The organism is Paraburkholderia sp. NPDC080076 (genome assembly GCF_050281145.1).
GTDB lineage: Bacteria > Pseudomonadota > Gammaproteobacteria > Burkholderiales > Burkholderiaceae > Paraburkholderia.
The window spans coordinates 1,562,118-1,578,171 of record NZ_JBNNWQ010000001.1; the positions used below are offsets into that span (position 1 = coordinate 1,562,118).

Annotated in this window: 12 protein-coding genes; 4 read left to right on the plus strand and 8 right to left on the minus strand. The window is 60.9% G+C overall.

Features of this window, described 5'->3' with window-relative positions; translation table 11 throughout:
• Window positions 1-26: 26 nt before the first annotated feature.
• Window positions 27-1,409 carry a sensor histidine kinase gene (locus ACQKRQ_RS06960; RefSeq protein ID WP_243658285.1) on the minus strand — a complete coding sequence of 461 codons (1,383 nt, stop codon included), beginning with the start codon at window positions 1,407-1,409 and terminating at the stop codon, window positions 27-29.
• Window positions 1,410-1,842: 433 nt separating this feature from the next.
• On the opposite strand from ACQKRQ_RS06960, the gene ACQKRQ_RS06965 reads away from it, so the two are divergent.
• Window positions 1,843-4,581, plus strand: a complete 2,739-nt coding sequence (locus ACQKRQ_RS06965; protein WP_427475906.1) for a LuxR C-terminal-related transcriptional regulator — start codon at window positions 1,843-1,845, stop codon at window positions 4,579-4,581.
• 132 nt (window positions 4,582-4,713) lie between these two features.
• Here the strand turns inward: ACQKRQ_RS06965 and ACQKRQ_RS06970 are convergent, their stop codons facing one another.
• The 5 genes from ACQKRQ_RS06970 to gtdA all read right to left on the minus strand — a co-directional run bounded on the left by ACQKRQ_RS06970 (window position 4,714) and on the right by gtdA (window position 8,953).
• A complete protein-coding gene (locus ACQKRQ_RS06970; protein WP_408179181.1) occupies window positions 4,714-4,998 on the minus strand; it encodes a DUF4148 domain-containing protein in 285 nt (94 codons plus the stop codon).
• 230 nt (window positions 4,999-5,228) lie between these two features.
• The gene (locus ACQKRQ_RS06975) at window positions 5,229-6,434 is read right to left on the minus strand and encodes a 3-hydroxybenzoate 6-monooxygenase (protein WP_132377125.1); all 1,206 of its coding nucleotides are present in this window, start codon (window positions 6,432-6,434) and stop codon (window positions 5,229-5,231) included.
• A 27-nt stretch (window positions 6,435-6,461) separates the two neighbouring features.
• Window positions 6,462-7,103: a maleylacetoacetate isomerase gene (gene maiA / locus ACQKRQ_RS06980; RefSeq protein WP_427475909.1), complete on the minus strand. Its 642-nt coding sequence runs from the start codon at window positions 7,101-7,103 to the stop codon at window positions 6,462-6,464.
• Window positions 7,104-7,136: 33 nt separating this feature from the next.
• A complete protein-coding gene (locus ACQKRQ_RS06985; protein ID WP_408179179.1) occupies window positions 7,137-7,835 on the minus strand; it encodes a fumarylacetoacetate hydrolase family protein in 699 nt (232 codons plus the stop codon).
• 71 nt (window positions 7,836-7,906) lie between these two features.
• The gene (gene gtdA, locus ACQKRQ_RS06990) at window positions 7,907-8,953 is read right to left on the minus strand and encodes a gentisate 1,2-dioxygenase (RefSeq protein ID WP_427475911.1); all 1,047 of its coding nucleotides are present in this window, start codon (window positions 8,951-8,953) and stop codon (window positions 7,907-7,909) included.
• A gap of 183 nt (window positions 8,954-9,136) precedes the next feature.
• Here gtdA and ACQKRQ_RS06995 point away from each other — a divergent pair, with 183 nt between their 5' ends.
• A complete protein-coding gene (locus tag ACQKRQ_RS06995; protein WP_132377122.1) occupies window positions 9,137-10,072 on the plus strand; it encodes a LysR family transcriptional regulator in 936 nt (311 codons plus the stop codon).
• A 22-nt stretch (window positions 10,073-10,094) separates the two neighbouring features.
• Here the strand turns inward: ACQKRQ_RS06995 and ACQKRQ_RS07000 are convergent, their stop codons facing one another.
• A complete protein-coding gene (locus tag ACQKRQ_RS07000; RefSeq protein ID WP_408434034.1) occupies window positions 10,095-10,628 on the minus strand; it encodes a MarR family winged helix-turn-helix transcriptional regulator in 534 nt (177 codons plus the stop codon).
• A 336-nt stretch (window positions 10,629-10,964) separates the two neighbouring features.
• Window positions 10,965-11,957, minus strand: a complete 993-nt coding sequence (locus ACQKRQ_RS07005; protein WP_408288675.1) for an ABC transporter substrate-binding protein — start codon at window positions 11,955-11,957, stop codon at window positions 10,965-10,967.
• A 348-nt stretch (window positions 11,958-12,305) separates the two neighbouring features.
• On the opposite strand from ACQKRQ_RS07005, the gene ACQKRQ_RS07010 reads away from it, so the two are divergent.
• Together ACQKRQ_RS07010 and ACQKRQ_RS07015 are read left to right on the plus strand one after the other, a co-directional pair.
• A complete protein-coding gene (locus tag ACQKRQ_RS07010) occupies window positions 12,306-14,057 on the plus strand; it encodes an FAD-binding protein (protein WP_427475913.1) in 1,752 nt (583 codons plus the stop codon).
• A gap of 176 nt (window positions 14,058-14,233) precedes the next feature.
• Entirely contained in the window at window positions 14,234-15,835 is a 1,602-nt protein-coding gene (locus ACQKRQ_RS07015) for a DUF6345 domain-containing protein (protein ID WP_427475915.1), read from the plus strand.
• Window positions 15,836-16,054: the final 219 nt, after the last annotated feature.

The window sequence follows — 16,054 nt, forward strand, 5'->3', positions numbered from 1 at the left end:
CCGACCGGCGATACCGCCAGCCCTCGTCAACGTGCTGTCGCGTTAGACCGCTCTATCGGAAGACTGAAGCTGAAGGTTACGCCGCGGGACACATTGCGCACGGCCCAGATCCGGCCCGCGTGTGCCTCGATGATGGACCGGCAGATTGCCAGCCCCATTCCCATTCCTGTTTCCTTCGTGGTGAAGAACGGCTCGAAGATCTTCTTGAAGTCCACCTGTCCCGAACCATGATCCTCCACGTCGACCACCACGTTGTCCGCATCGCGACGCGAGCGAATCACTAGCAGCCTCGGCCGTTCCTCGGTTGCCGCCAGCGCTTCGATCGCGTTGCGCACGAGGTTCACGATCACCTGCTGGATCTGCACCGCGTCCGCGCTGATCTTCGACACGTCTTCGCCCAATATTGTCTCGAGCGAAACCGCGCTGCGCTGGATGTCGTCGGCCATCAGCGTGCATACCTGAAGAATCAGCTTGTTGATATCGAGTTCGACCTTCTGTGGAGCCGTGTGCCTGAAGAGCGCCCGAATGCGGCTGACCACGTCCGCTGCGGAATTCGCGTCGCGGAGCAACTGCTCGGCCGAATATTTGGCTTCGTCGATCCTGGGCGGCGTTGCGGCGAGCCATCGCACGCATGCGCGCCCATGTGCCACGATGGCCTGGAGCGGCTGATTGAGTTCGTGAGCGATGGAGGCGGACAGCTCGGCGACGGCCGCGAGCCTCGACGCCTGCGCGAGTTGCTCCTGCGCATCGTGCAAGGCCTTCGACAGTTCCGCGCCGTCATCGATATCGACGTCGAGGCCGAAGAACTTCATCACCTGCGCGCCGGCCGCTTCAGTACCGCGTTGCTCTCGAGCGTGGCCGACTTCGAGCCTTGATAGCAGGTCCGGCTCATCCGATAACTGCTCGAGGAGCGCGACGAGATGGTGCCGTACACTTTCGGATCGGCGCGCGCCCTCCTCGATTGCGATGGCCAATTCCGCCCACCGCGGTTGCCGATAATGTTCAGCCAGATAGGCCCGGACAATGATCTGCGCAATGAAATCGAAATGATCGAGCAGATACAGCGAGACGTCGGCCAGAAGTTCTTTGGCAATGCGCTCGTCCAACTCGCCCAGCGCGATGTACGTGCTCCAGGTTTCTCGCAACCCGAGGCGCAGCGCCTGAAGGAGGCTCTGCAGCGGCACGCGCTGATGCTCACGTCTTTGGCTGATTTCCCGGAAAGCGTCCATGTCCTGTGCCGATGGAGGTTCGCCCGACAACAGCGTCTCGAACCATACTTTGGCTGACAGCGCGACGGATTCGTGAACGTCCCGTTTCGCTGCCGGCGCGAGCAATTTGTATCCATCGAACTGGGTCAGTATCGCAAGCGTGCGTTCGACGACAAGCGTCAGATCGGCTGCGATGGACACGGTTTTTTCCCGCAAGTGATTGCTGATCTTTGGAACTTTGGCTAACACGGCTATATATCTATCAGTAGCAGGCGCGCGATTTCGACTGACAAGGAGCGCCGGCGCAGCGATGTTGACGGCTGCGCGCCGACCGGTTCCCGCCTGGTACTCTGCAATGCGATTCGAGGCGGCGTATCATGTGGCAAAAAACGAGTCGTTCCCGGCGAAGCGCCAGTGAGCCGCCCGGCACCCGGCAGTGATCGACAAGCGCGCTGCCTTCTCCAGGGGGCACGCTTCGATCCCAACCCGGTGGACGCATGATCTCCTGGCGCGGCGCGGCCCACCATCCCCCATACAGGGGAGATGCCCGCCATCCCCCAACCCGGGGGATACGCTTCAATAGATGGGGGATGGCGGCAAGCACGGCCACCCCCCAAAACAATGTGACTGAAAAATGCGTGTGGTTGGAGAAACGTCCACGATCGGGCCGCATCTTTTCCTTGCAACGAAGGTCGTTCCGCCGCGTTTGCCGGTGGATCTGATCGTTCGTCCGCAACTCGTCGGTCTGGCTGAGCGCGCCGCGAGCAAACGTCTCACCGTGATCAAAGCGCCCGCCGGATTCGGCAAGACTTCGCTGGCGCTCATCTGGCTCGACCGGCTGCGCGCGAACGGTGCGCGGGTGGCCTGGTTGTCGCTCGACGCCGAGGACGACGAACCCCCGCGCTTCGTCAATTACCTGGCGCATGCGTTGTGGCATGCCTGCGGCAATGTCGGCGCGGCGGCGATCAGCCTGACTGCCGACGCCGCATTCGTCCCTCTGCACGCCGTCGTTTCCACGCTGATCAACGAGCTTGTCGAAGTCGACGACGAGGTCGTCCTGTTTCTGGACGACTATCACCTGGTCACCCGTCCAGCAGTGCACGATGCGATGTCGTTCTTTATTGAAAAGGCGCCGCAGAATGTGCATGTGGTTCTCTGCTGTCGCACAGAACCATCGCTGCCGCTCGCGAGGATGAGAGCTGGAGACGATCTGCTGGAAATCGATGCGTCGGCGTTACGTTTCGACTTCGACGAAACGAAGCGCTTCGTCGAACACGCATTGCCCGACGTGCTGAACGCTTCCCGCATCGAGACGCTTTTTGCGAGCACAGAGGGCTGGGCTGCGGCGTTGCGCATCTCGATGTCCATGCTCTCGCGCAAGGAATGCCAAGGCGTTAAGGAGCCTGGTGCGCCGTCTGGCACGTCGCGGCCGTTCGCCGCCTATATCGAACACATGTTCGAGCGGCTGCCGGCCGAAATAGTTGGGTTCATGCTGCGCACGTCGATACTCGATCGATTGAGCGCGCCGCTGTGCGAGGCGGTAACGGGCCTGCGCACGAGCCAGCGCATGCTGGACGACATCGCCGAGGGGCAGATGCTGTTGCAAGCGCTCGACTGCGACGGAAAATGGTTCCGCTATCACCATCTGATGGGCGAGTACCTGCGAGCGAAGCTCGACGCACAGCACGCCGACGAGGTGGCGGAATTGCATTGCCGCGCGTCCGGGTGGTATGGCGGCGAGGAGCTGTGGACGGAGGCAGTCAAACATGCGATCGCCGCGGGCACCACGGATAACGCGATCCGTCTCATGGAACAGTGCGCGATGGCACTCGTCAAGAAAGGCGATCTGCTCACGCTGCTCGGTTTGCAGCGCCGCTTCCCCGTGGGTCTGGCCGGTGCACAGGTGAGGGTTACGCTGGCGATCGCCTGGGGAATGGCGCTCGCGTTGCGTTTCGACGAGGCGCTCGCGATGCTGGACGCGGTCGAACGTGATATCCCGTCCCAGACCGGCGCCGAGCCCGAAGACATCCGGTGGGAATGCCAGGCGATCCGTTCGGTCGTCGCGGCACTGAAGGACGATCCTGAAGCGGCGCTCGCTATCGCTGAGCCATGCCTCGAACGACCGTCCGCCAATATCTGGACGACCAATGTGGCATCCAACGTCGTGCGCTTCGCGCACTGGAAGGCCGGCGACCTCGAAGCGCTTTACGCCACGCCGTGGATGTCCTATTCAATCGAAGAAAATCAACGCAACCTCTATTCTTCCGTCTACCGGCTGTGCCTGCTGGGACACGCGGAGATGCAACAGTTGCACTTCGAGCTTGCAGAACGGTATTTCACGGAGTCGATGAAGCTGGCCGAACGCGAAGCCGGTCCCGATTCGATCTCGGTAGCACTATGCGCACCGATGATCGGACAGATCTGGTACGAACACGGCCGACTGGACGAGGCTGAAACGCTGGTTGCCGGACTGATGCCCGTTATCGACGTGGCGGTCTTGCTAGATAGCGTGTTGATCGCCTATCGCGTCCTCATCCGAATCGCAGTCGCGCGTTCGGACATGAGGCAGGCGTATGCGTTGCTGGATCGCGCGCAGGCGTTGGCTTGCGCACGTGGATGGGAACGCATGACCGCCGCCGCCCTGGTCGAACGCATACGGCTCTATCTTGTGGAAGGCAGGACGGTCGAGGCGGCTGTGTGCGTCGCCCAACTCGATCAGGTGGCGAGTTCCCATTCCCATTCTTCACGCTCCATCTCGCTCGAGATCGAGGATTATCGTGCACTAGGGGCGGCCTCTGTCGCCGCGGCTCAGCACCGGACCGAAGAGGCCACTGCGCTGTTGAACACTGCGCTGCAGAGCGCGGAACGGCGACATGGAGATTTCCTCGCGATACGTTTGCGAACCATGCTTGCGCTCGTCTGGCTGGCAGCGAACGAACGCGCCCGTGCGATCGAGGTCTTTAGCGAAGTCCTGAAGATCGCCGCGCCCGCAGGTGTGTACCAATCCATTCTCGATGTGGGCCCGGACATCGGCGACTTGCTGCACGCCGTTTGCGACGACGCGCAGAATACGGCGCAAACGAACGAGACGATCGCCTACGCCAATCATCTGCTCCATGGCTGGCGGACACTCTATCAGCCCGGCGGCAACCGTCAGCGCGACACGGAGCGCGGATCACTGAGTTCAAGGGAGCGTGAAATCGTCGACTTGATTGCGAGAGGACAGTCGAACAAGGAAATCGCAAATACGCTTGGAATTGGCGCTGAAACCGTTAAATCTCATATGAAGAGCATCTTCATGAAACTCGGCGTCGATAAGCGAGCTCAAGCCGTTGCACGCGCACGGGACCTCGGACTCGTGGGTCCGTACTAGGCCGCGTGCCGAGGGGCCGCTCACGGTATGTGGACTAACGCACTTGCCGGGCTCAGCCAGGGACCGTGCCGCCGCGATCCGCGGAATTCCAGAACTGAGGTTGCGCCGCCTCAGTCCCGATACAGCTTCGTATCAGAGTCCGTCTGCTCGCCCCGAGCGAGACGTTCCATCCACATCACCACCATACCCGGATACCGCACCTTGCGCTGCGGTGTTTTGTGCCGCGACTTTCGCTTCAGCAGCCTGGATATTTTCCGGGTAATGAACCCAATCGCGCGGGTTGTAACCCGCTTTCTCGAGCTGTTCCAACTGGGCACGCACTTGCGCACGGGTCAGCGACGGACTTGACTGTGCGAACGATGCAAGAGGGACAACGGCAAGCGCCGCAACGAGAACAACCTTGGTGAACGACTTCATGACTTCGTACCTCTTAGATTGGTTGGTGGCAGGACCACACGGGTTTTCTGCCACGGCTGAAAAACAGTCTAAGAGGGAGAAGCACTTAGGGTAAGTACCAATTTTGCCAATTCACCGTTGCATCGGCGCACACAATCAGAAAAGCGATCTCATCACTTTTGGTATTCCAACACAGAGCCGATCGTGTCTTTTCCGCAGACCTCGATCTTGGCGCACAGCAACCCTTATCCTCAGAGGACGCCCTTCAGGCAATCTTCCGCGCGCCAGCCATGCAACCACGCCAACGCGTCGTAGAACTGCTCCTGCGTGCGGCCGACCCAAAGCGAGTTACGCACCAGACGCTCGACACCTTTCGCGTGATAGATGCGGCCCATTTCGCGCGCCGAGTACAGCACGCGTGCCGTGCGCGGAATACGTGCGGTCTCGTACAGCTTGAACGCGGCTTCGAAATCGCCGTCAGTCGCGGCAACGGCCGCGCCGAGCGTGACCGCGTCTTCAAGCGCCTGGCAGGCGCCTTGGGCGAGGTACTGGGTCATCGGGTGCGCGGCGTCGCCGAGCACGGTGGCGCGCCCGTCGCTCCAGCGTTCCACGGGATCGCGGTCCGCCGTGGCCCAGCGCTTCCAGGAGGTCGGCCGGTCGAGCATCTGGTGCGGCAGCGGATGGATGCCCTCGAAGTACGACAGCACTTCCTGCTTGCTGCCTTCGCGCACGCCCCATTCCTCCTTTTCGCGGCTATGGAACGTAACGACGAGGTTGTACTGCCGGCCGCCGCGCAGCGGATAGTGCACGAGGTGACAATGCGGACCCGCCCACACGACAGGCGCATTGATTTGCAGATCCGTGGGCATGTTCCCGGCATCGACGACTGCGCGATACACGACATGTCCCGTCACGCGATGCTCGTCGCCGATCAATGCCTTGCGTATCGCTGACTTCACGCCGTCACAACCAATCACCGCGTCCGCGCTGTAGCGCTCGCCATGCTGATCGGTGACGGTCACACCGTCTGCATCCTGATCGAGCGTGCAGACTTGCGTGTTCGTGCGGAACTGGATCAGCGGATGATCCTTCACGGCTTCGAGAATCGACAGATGGATGTCCGCGCGATGAATCACCGCATACGGATTGCCGAAGCGCTCGCGATACGGCGCGCCGACGTCGACGCGCACGATTTCCTTCGCGTCGAGCGCGTCCATCAGGCTCAGATAGTCGGTGAACACGGCCCGGCCACGCGCCGCCTCGCCGACACCCAGCGCATCGAGCGCATTGAACGCGTTCGCGGCCAGCTGGATGCCCGCGCCTATCTCCTGGATTTCCGGAGCCTGCTCGAGCAGTTGCACGCGAATGCCCTGACGCGCCAGCACCAGCGCAGCGGCCAGGCCGCCAATTCCGCCGCCGATCACGAGCACGCGGCGCCCTTTGTCTGTCTCACTCATGACTGTCTCCCCATGATTGCACCGGCATCAAGCAATGTAATCCGGCTGGCGCTGCGGCTGCGCAGCAGCGAATGCCGGGTGTTTCGACGCGTGTTCATACACAGCGAGGCAGCGCGGATAGGCGCTCAGATCGCAGTCCATGCGCAACGCGTTGGCGATCTGCGGCACGAGGGACACGTCAGCGAGCGTCGGCTGCGCGCCGAAGCACCAAGGGCCTTCATTGCTGCGTTCAAGCATGCGCTCGGCACCGGCCATGCCTTCAGCAATCCAGTGTCGATACCACGCGGTCTTCTGCTGTGGCGTCACCCTGAGTTCCGTTTCCAGATAGCGCAGCACGCGCAGGTTGTTGACCGGATGAATGTCGCACGAAATCAGTGACGCGAATTCGAGCACGCGCGCACGCGCCACCGGTTCGAGCGGAATCAGGCGCGGCTCGGGATGCGTCCGGTCGAGATAGTCGATGATCGCGAGTGACTGGCCGAGTTTGAAATCGCCGTCGACGAGCGCCGGCACCGACGCCGACGGATTCACGTTCGCCACATAGTCCGCCGCGCGATGTTCGCCGATGCGGATATTCACGGGCAACGTGTCGTACGCGAGACCTTTGAGCGCGAGTGCAATGCGCACACGGTACGAGGTCGAGCTGTTGAAGAAACTATGGAGTTGCACGAGTAGATCTCCGTCCAATGCAGATTACCTGTATCAGGCCACGCGTACCGTCACTTCGCCCAGACGCTCGACGCCTACTTTCATCGTGTCGCCCGACTTCACCGAGCCGACGCCTTCCGGCGTGCCCGTGAAAATCACATCGCCCGGTTCAAGGCGGAAGTACTTGGACAGGTCCGCAACGGTTTCGGCCACCGACCAGATCAGATGCGACACATCGCTCTTCTGCTTTGTCTCGCCGTTGACCGTCAGCCACAGGCCGCCACTTTCAAAGTGGCCGACCGCACTGGCGGGATGAATCGGGCCGATCGGCGCCGAACGGTCGAAGGCCTTGCCGATTTCCCACGGACGGCCCATCTCGCGCATCTTCATCTGCAAGTCGCGGCGCGTCATGTCGAGGCCAACCGCGTAGCCCCATACGTGATCGAGCGCCTGTTCGACGGCAATATCCGAGCCACCCTTGCCGATCACCGCGACGAGTTCGGCCTCGTAGTGGTAGTTCTGCGTCTGCGACGGATACGCGAGTTCTAGCGTCTCGCCATCAGCAACGGGCACGACGGCATCGGCGGGCTTGCAGAAGAAAAACGGCGGCTCACGATCGGGATCGAAGCCCATTTCACGTGCGTGCGCCGCGTAATTGCGGCCCACGCAATAGACGCGACGTACCGCGAATTGAGCATCGCTGCCAGCGACGGGAACGGCGATCGGAGCTTCGGGAGGAAATACAAAAGCCATGATGAATTCGACTCGGAGAAGAGGATTGAGCACGCGCCGCGCCGGCGGCGCGCGTAAGAAAATGCCAACGGTTAGCTGCGTTCTTCGCGTAACAGATTCAGCGCGGCGAGCACCGGACGATCCGAATAGCTGAACAGCACGCTTTCCGCGGCCGCCGACAATTGCACGGGCGCCCACGACGGCGCGACGAACACGTCGTGAGGCTCGAAGGTGAATTCGTCATTGCCGATCTTCACGGCGCCCTTGCCTTCGACGACGCAGTACACGGTTGCATCGGTGCTGCGATATGTGCGGCCTTTGAAGCCCGCAGGCAGGTATTGCATGAAGGTCGCGATGGTCGGCATCGGCCAGCCGCCCGTCGCCGGATTCACGTAGCGCAGCTTCACGCCATCCCATTCGTCGAGTTCACCGTTGCGCAACAGCGCGTCGAGCGCTTCGCGGCTGCGCTCATACGGGTAGCTGAAAATCGGCGAGGTGGGATCGGTCACGCGATGCCGCACGGGCGCCATGTTGTGGCCGAAGCGCGCAAAGCTGTCACCTTCCGGGCGCGAAACCGGTTGCGTCGCCTCGGGATAGTTCTCGGCGAAACCCGCGTCCATCTGCGCGACGAGCGGAATGTCCAGGCCGTCGAGCCATACGACGGGTTCGCCGCCGTCTTCCACGGACGGATTGCCGTGGTCGTGCCACGTCCACGACGGCGTAATGATGAAGTCGCCCGGATGCATGGTCGTGCGTTCGCCGTTGACGGCTGTCCACGCGCCCTTGCCTTCGACGATAAAGCGCAGCGCCGATTGCGTATGCCGATGGCTCGGCGCGATTTCGCCCGGCAGGATCAACTGCAATCCGGCGTACAGGTTCGGCGTCATGCTCGACTTGCCGGGCAGGCCGGGGTTTTCGAGCACCAGCACGCGACGCACGGCCTCTTCGGCGCTGATCACGGAACCGGCCTGCATCACGAGGTCGCGCACTTGCGCGTACTTCCAGATCGCGGGCTGGGCTTTCGGTTGCGGCGTCTTCGGCACGAGGTTGTGCAGCGATTCCCACAGCGGCGACATGCGCTGCCGCGCGATTTGCTCGTAATAGGCCGCGCGCGATGCGCCCGGAGCGTTGTTGCTCATTCGCGTCTCCTTTCAGTGTCTCGTGGGTCAGGCGCGTCGCGGGTCACGCGTCGCTCTTGTCGACCCTCCGCATTATTTATATGCGACAAAGCTATACTCGGTAAAATGGCAAAAACATCTAGCCCATATGGTTTTGGGTATATCTGCGCTACCACAACGGGAATCTGACGAGAGGATTAGGCGATGGACTGGACTTACCGTCTTCGTCTGAGGCATCTGCAGGTGCTGCTGAGCCTTGCGAGCACAGGCAATCTGAGCCAGTCGGCGGCGGCGCTCAACACGACGCAGCCGGCCTTGTCGAAATGGCTCAAGGAACTGGAGGAGGATGTCGGCCTGCCGCTATTCGAGCGGCACGCGCGCGGCTTGCGGCCTACGTCGTATGGCGAGGCGCTGATCGAACACGCGCGCCGCATCGAAGCGCGCCTCGACGTCGCGCGCGACGACATGCAGGCAATGCGTGAAGGCGGCAGCGGCCTCGTGAGCATCGGAACGTCGGGCGTATCCGCGGCCGATACAGTGCCCCTCGCCGTCTCCCGGCTTCTGGAGCGCATGCCTCGTGCGCAGGTGCGACTCGTCGAGAGCACGATGAACCAGCTGATGCCGCAGCTGGCGCGCGGCGAGCTGGATATCGTCGTCGGCCGGTCTGGCCAGCAGTACGACGATCCGCAGTTGCAGACGCAGACGCTTTACACAGAGCCGATCAACTTCGTCGCGGGACCGCAGCACCCGCTCACCCGCAAGTCGACGCTCACGTGGGAAGACGTGCTTGGTTTTTCATGGATCGTCTGGCCACAGGGCACGCCGGTGCGAACGGCACTGGAAGCAGCGCTGACGGCCGAAGGACGCACGCTGCCAGATCATTGCGTGGAATCGAATTCCTCGATTCTCAACCTGACATTGCTGAACAACACGGAACTGGTAGGCGTCGCATCGCATCGGGCCGCGCTCCGATTCGAGCAGTTAAACGCCCTTCGTATTCTGCCTATCGAACTCGAAGGCTTCGGGTCGGTCTCGGTCTACTGGCACGCCGAGAACGTCAATCGCGCCGCGGTGGCCATGACACTGGAAAGCCTGCGCGCTTTCGCCGACCCGCATATGGAAGAATGGCACACCGCTTAAGGCCTTGGACGCCGGCCCACGTTCAATCCACGACCGTATCGCCTTGAGACTTCTGGGTGAGGTTCGTCTCGATCTGACGCATGACCTTCCAGAAAATGCGCATATCTTTTTGGGTGATCCCGTCGAATGATGACGAAATCATCTCAGTGAGCTCGGGCAGCATTTCATCGACAAGCCGCTTGCCCTCGTCCTGCAGATTGACGAAGTACTTTCTTCTGTCGTTTGGATCGCGGGTTCGTTGCACGAGGCCGCGTTTTTCAAGATTATCCAGCGCCGGTACCGCGGTGGTTGAGGCAATGCCAACGCGCTTGCTGAGTTCCAACTGGTTTAGTTCACCGCGTTCGGCCAGGACTCGAAGGTAGTACCAGTACGCGATCGCGAGATTCTCCCTGTCGAGAATCTTTTGTGCTTGCGCGTCGTAGAGCCTGTGTATCGTTCGCGCCATCCACGGCACAGTTCGACCCCGATCATCAAACACGTCAGAGGGTTCTGTTGCTGCCGGTCGTACGGCAACGTCCATCGTTGCTTTGGCGGCAGTGGAATTTGACTTGGGCATTCGCTCATTCCTTGACATGGAGTCTTTGACTTTATTCACCCCAAAACACATCATTCGATATAACTCTATCTCCAACGGAATCATCTTTTTAAAGATGATTCGTTTCGACAGAGATCATACAATAGATACCCGTCTGTTCATCTGTATCCGCGAATCCACTTATAGTGCGGGACCCGGCACGCTGCTTTGTTGACGCTCACCGTCTGGCGAGGCCGCTGCCGTTAGTGGCTCCGCGCACAGGGTAACGGCATCAGGCTGTCAGGAAAGCAGCACGCCAATTCCACGCCGGAGTTGGCAACTGCTGCTCCGTGCAACCTCTAGCCTTGCCGGCCTGGATCAGATCGCAAAGCTCTCGAGACTTGCCGGATGGAATAGCTCCCGAGCTTCCAGCCGGCGGCTCGACAGTCCCTCCGCATAGTGACGGGCGAGAAAGCGGTCAACGACATGTTCATTGTCAGCAAAACCGTATGACCAGAAGTCGGTGCCCATCAGCTTGCGAGCGGCACGCAACTGATCCTCAACGAACGGCAACGTAATCTTCGTGGCCGACGTATCGCTCAGCCGAGTCAAGGCAAGAGCCTTGGACTTCTCAAACGCCTTCATTACTGCGCCGGGCAGCCACGGGTGACGTTCCGCGAGCGTCTTCCTGATTCCGAGCGTGTGCATGATAGGGAAAAGCTTCGTGCGCGAATACCACTCGGCGGCGGTCTTGTGCGGATCGTCGAAAAGATACCTGACCTGCGGATGTCCACGGTCGAAGCAGGAAGGAGCGCGCGGCCCGATGACCGCGTCGATCTCCCCTTCTGCGAGCAGGTTCGAGATCGTCTGCCCTTCAGGAGCGTTCTCCAGTTTCACATCGTCAGGCAGATTCAACGAGATTTTCTCGACGCGTGTCGCATCCTCGTAGCCGCCGCGCACCCACGTCACGTCGGAAGCCTTCACTCCGTATTCTTCTTCGAGAAAGAGACGGACCCAGACGTTGGCGGTGAGTTGATACTCGGGCACGCCGATGCGCTTACCCTTCAGATCCTCAGGGCGGTTGATGCCGCGGTCCGCACGCACATAAATCGAGGTGTGCCGAAACGCTCTCGACGGAAACACCGGGACAGCGATGTAGGGTGAAGTGCCCGCTGCGGTCTTCACCGAGTAACTGCTAAGCGAGAGTTCGCAGATATCGTAGTCCGCATGTCGGAAGGCACGGAAGAATATCTCTTCGGGATCCTGCAACATGAAAACCGGATCGACACCCTCGATCTGCACCTCGCCATCGACCAGCGGCCGAATCCGGTCGTAGTTGCCTACGGCGACGGAAAGCTGAAGCTTGCTCATTGCGTCTCCTGAACGTTACTGAAAATGCAACCTCTGCGGGTTGATGCATCGTCTGGTGGCTCACGACTCCTGTCTCGCTCTTTCCAGTTGCGAGGGTGCCAACGCAGCCCAACCTTCATCGCGATCGACAATCGAGCCAATTTCGTTTTATATCGCATGATCTTACTAGGAATTATGCGCGTCAGCAAGTTCTCAGGGCGAGACGACACGCGCGGCACATAAGACGGATATGACTTTGCCAGGGGATTCCCTGGAGTTTCTTGACATCATTCATTCCGCGACGCATGATTCGATATAAATCGATTTTCAGCCAGATCCAACAGAAACCCTTAAAGCAGGAAAACCGCCATGGATACCGCTACGACGGAGAACTGGGACCGCGAGGCCGACGTCATCATCATGGGAGCCGGCGCGGCTGGCATGACGGCGGCAATCGTGTCAAAGAACGAAGGTCTTGTGCCGCTCGTTCTCGAGAAGACCGATCAGGTCGGGGGCACCTCCGCCTGGTCGGTGGGCATGATGTGGTTCGTCGACAGCACGCCAATGCAGGCGGCCGGCTTCAAGGACTCGTTGGACAAGGCGCGAAAATACTTTGCCGCCACGGTCGGGACCAGTGTCGACCGCTCATTGCAGGAAGCCTACATCTCGCAGGGCCGTGTCGCGCTCGATTACCTGTTGCGTCACTCCGAACTGGAAGTCATGGCGCTCGAGTATCCGGACTACAGTCCCGAACTCGAGGGCGGGATGTTCGGTCGCGCTCATGCCCCCCTCGAATTCGACGGGCGCAAGCTCGGCGCGCACTTCAAGGATCTACGTGCCCCGCTTCCGGCCTTCGCGCCGTTCGGCGGGATGATGCTCGACCTCGTCGACCTGCTCCACTTTCTTTCCTTCACGCGTTCGGCGCGGTCGTTCTTCCATGTACTGAAGCGCTTTTTTCGCTATGGCGTGGACCGGCTGAACTATCATCGCGGCACCCGGCTCGTCGGTGGGAATGCATTGATAGGCCGCTTGTACAAAACAATGCTGGATCAGAACATCGACGTCTGGCTGCGCGCGTCCGCGACCCGGCTGATCATGGATGGCGGCAAAGTCACGGGCGCGGAAGTGGTGCGAGACGGCCGGACAATCCGCGTACGCGCTCGCCGGGGCGTCGTCATTGCGACGGGGGGCTACCCCGGCAACCCGGTCATGCGTCGCGAGCACTCCCGACAACCAACGGTCGAACTCGGACTTGGTCTGCCCAGCAACGTCGGCGAAGGCATTCATCTTGGCGAATCGGCCGGTGGTCGACTCGACCACAACGGTCAGGACACCGGCTTTTACGTCCCCATGTCGGTCTATTCGAACGACGCGGGTGGCAAGGAACTCTGGGGGCACTTCATGCTCGACCGTCCCAAGCCCGGCTTCATTGCCGTAGGCAAGGACGGACACCGCTTCACGAATGAGGCGGCGTCGTATCATGCTTTCACGCTTGGCATGTTCAACGCGGGCGCAATCCCGGCCCACCTGATCGCAGATGCCACGGCGATCAAGAAGTACGGGATTGGCGTCATCCTGCCCGGCAGCTTGTCGTTGCGACGCTATGAGAAAGCGGGCTACCTGTTCAGCGGTCGCACGTTGCGTGAACTTGCCGGCAAGATCGGCGTCGACCCGGGCGGACTGGAACGCAGTGTCGAGCGCAACAATCGCTTTGCGAAAACCGGTATCGACGAGGACTTCGGGAAGGGATCATCTGCGTACAACATTTATAAGGGTGATCCGACACACTCGCCCAGTCCCTGTCTCGGCCCGATTGAAAAGGGGCCCTTCTACGCCGTCAAGCTGATGCCGGGCGACTTTGGAACGAGCCGTGGCCTCGTGACCGGATCTCACGGAGAAGTTCTCGACGACGATAGTCGCCCGATTCCCGGACTATATGCCTGCGGCAACGATATGAACTCGCCGGTAGGCGGTCATTACATCGGTGCCGGAATTACGCTCGGGCCCGCATTGACGTTTGGATATCTCGCCGCCATGGCGCTTGCCGCGAATGATCAGGCCGAGGTGATCAGCAAGTTGGAGTCCACTTCATCGCGTACGCAAGACGTCGGCCTTTCCTGATCAAATACCGCAAACCGCTGAATCGTCCATTCGATGAAGGCGCGTACTCCGCGCCTCGTTTCGGCATCCAAACCTTCACTGTCTTTCAATTCGCTTGCGCGCTCGTCGTCCTTTGATTGGCGGTTTCCTTATATCGCCTGTCGTCGCCCCGTATGTATGCGCACAAGGAGTTCATCATGAAAGACAGTTTGCCCATTTACCGGCTCGAACCCCAAGACACCAGCGTCAACCGCCTGGCGATGCTCGGGCGGCAAATCTTCGGCCTGCACGATGAGTTCCGGCTCAGCGAAACGCGCGACGGCAAAGTACTGCGCAACGCCCACCACGTCGTGGAAATTGCCAATGCCAGCGGCGCCGTGTGGGCCGCTGACGAGTCGCAGATGTGGCGACCATCGGTCAACGCGGAACTGCCGGACGATGACGACGCACTGTCGATAGCCAAAGACTTTCTGCATCGAGAAGGTTTGCTGCCTGGTTTGGAAGCGCCGTTTTCCTATGGCAAGCCGGTGATCGGCGGCACTCATTTCGCGTTACGCAAGGACGGCAAGCGGCAAAACCGACGTCTCGACGTGCAGGTGGTGTACCCGGTTATGGTCGACAAGATTCCCGTAGTCGGCGGTGGCAGCGATCTGACTGTGACGTTGGGACACAAAGGCAGCGTGATCGGCTTTAACGGCGGCTGGCGCACAGTGGTGGCTGAATTCGACGCGAAAATGATCGCGCCGGACAAAGTGAAGGAACAGTTTCACGGCCTCATGAGCCAGATGAAAATCGAATCCTTCGACATGTCGCTCGCTTATTACGCGGCGCCCTCGTTTACCGCGCAGGAATTCCTCTATCCGGTGTACGTGTGCCGCGCCACCGCCGTGTTCGGCAAACAACGCGTGCCGCTTCGGCAGGTCATGCTCGCCGCCACCGACTTCGGCCCACCGCTCACCTTCGGCGAGCCGCAAGCGAAACGGCCGAAGTCGGCCAAGCCCGCCACGGTGTCGAAGGAAAAAGTCAAGACCGAAGCAGCCGGCAAATTGCGCCGGTCGTTTGCCGCCGCAACCGTGACGCGGCCGTGGGAAGCCGGGACATCGTGGATCGGACAGAGCGGGGGTTTGGCGGGGAGCCAGGCCAACGCGCAAGGATTCGTCGACGAATGGGCGGCAGCAGGTTGGCACATCGATTTCAACTGGGGCGATGCCAACGCATGGGAATCGGATTGGCGTCGCAACGACGACACCTGGGTGGACAACGCCGACTTCGTGTTCTACACGGGGCACGCCAATATGAACGGCTGGGTGCTGTCCAAACCCGACGACGGATTCCTCGACTTCGCCGAAGTCGGCGCCGGACCACAAGCACCGGGCGACCTGTGGGGCCAAAGCGATCTCGAATGGGCGACGATTGCCGCCTGCGGCCCATTGCAGGACGACCTGCTCGCAAGCGGCGGCGGTGACGTGCTGGCCCGCTGGGATGGCGCGTTCGATGGCATGCACATCCTGATGGGCTACGGCGCGATCACCTTCGACAACACCGACGAAGGACGCAAACTCGCCCAGTACGCGAAGGGCGGCAGCACCATCATCGATTCGTGGTTCCGCACAGCCCGGGAGATTCAGCCGGCGACGAACGGCGCCGCCGCGCCCGATGGTCCGAACGTCTGGGTCGGCGCGATGTGGGTGGGCAAGGACGGAGTCGATCCCGTCAACGACCACGCATGGGACTATGGCTCGGTCGCCAACGATCCGACCTCGCCAACGTGGCTCGCCGCGATGTGGACGACCTGCTGAGCGCAACACTCAGCCTCGTACTCCAACTGCTGTAGATGTGGGTCAAGCGGCACACGTCTGTGGCAGTTGGAGGCTTCGTCGTTGAACCACTCTCCAACTGCGAACCTGCGCCGTTGAAATGAAAGCGGATCCGCCGTGTGCGCCGATACGGTTCCGCTTTGTATCGCAACGTATCTGCCGGGTTCACCGATACCCGCGCATACAAAAACCGCCCCTCCC

What these genes read in the sequence shown, in the direction of transcription:
- ACQKRQ_RS06965 (WP_427475906.1), top strand. Translation starts at nt 1,843, where the DNA reads ATGCGTGTGGTTGGAGAAACGTCCACGATCGGGCCGCATCTTTTCCTT.
- ACQKRQ_RS06970 (WP_408179181.1), bottom strand. Translation starts at nt 4,998, where the DNA reads ATGAAGTCGTTCACCAAGGTTGTTCTCGTTGCGGCGCTTGCCGTTGTC.
- ACQKRQ_RS06975 (WP_132377125.1), bottom strand. Translation starts at nt 6,434, where the DNA reads ATGAGTGAGACAGACAAAGGGCGCCGCGTGCTCGTGATCGGCGGCGGA.
- ACQKRQ_RS06985 (WP_408179179.1), bottom strand. Translation starts at nt 7,835, where the DNA reads ATGGCTTTTGTATTTCCTCCCGAAGCTCCGATCGCCGTTCCCGTCGCT.
- gtdA (WP_427475911.1), bottom strand. Translation starts at nt 8,953, where the DNA reads ATGAGCAACAACGCTCCGGGCGCATCGCGCGCGGCCTATTACGAGCAA.
- ACQKRQ_RS06995 (WP_132377122.1), top strand. Translation starts at nt 9,137, where the DNA reads ATGGACTGGACTTACCGTCTTCGTCTGAGGCATCTGCAGGTGCTGCTG.
- ACQKRQ_RS07000 (WP_408434034.1), bottom strand. Translation starts at nt 10,628, where the DNA reads ATGCCCAAGTCAAATTCCACTGCCGCCAAAGCAACGATGGACGTTGCC.
- ACQKRQ_RS07005 (WP_408288675.1), bottom strand. Translation starts at nt 11,957, where the DNA reads ATGAGCAAGCTTCAGCTTTCCGTCGCCGTAGGCAACTACGACCGGATT.
- ACQKRQ_RS07010 (WP_427475913.1), top strand. Translation starts at nt 12,306, where the DNA reads ATGGATACCGCTACGACGGAGAACTGGGACCGCGAGGCCGACGTCATC.
- ACQKRQ_RS07015 (WP_427475915.1), top strand. Translation starts at nt 14,234, where the DNA reads ATGAAAGACAGTTTGCCCATTTACCGGCTCGAACCCCAAGACACCAGC.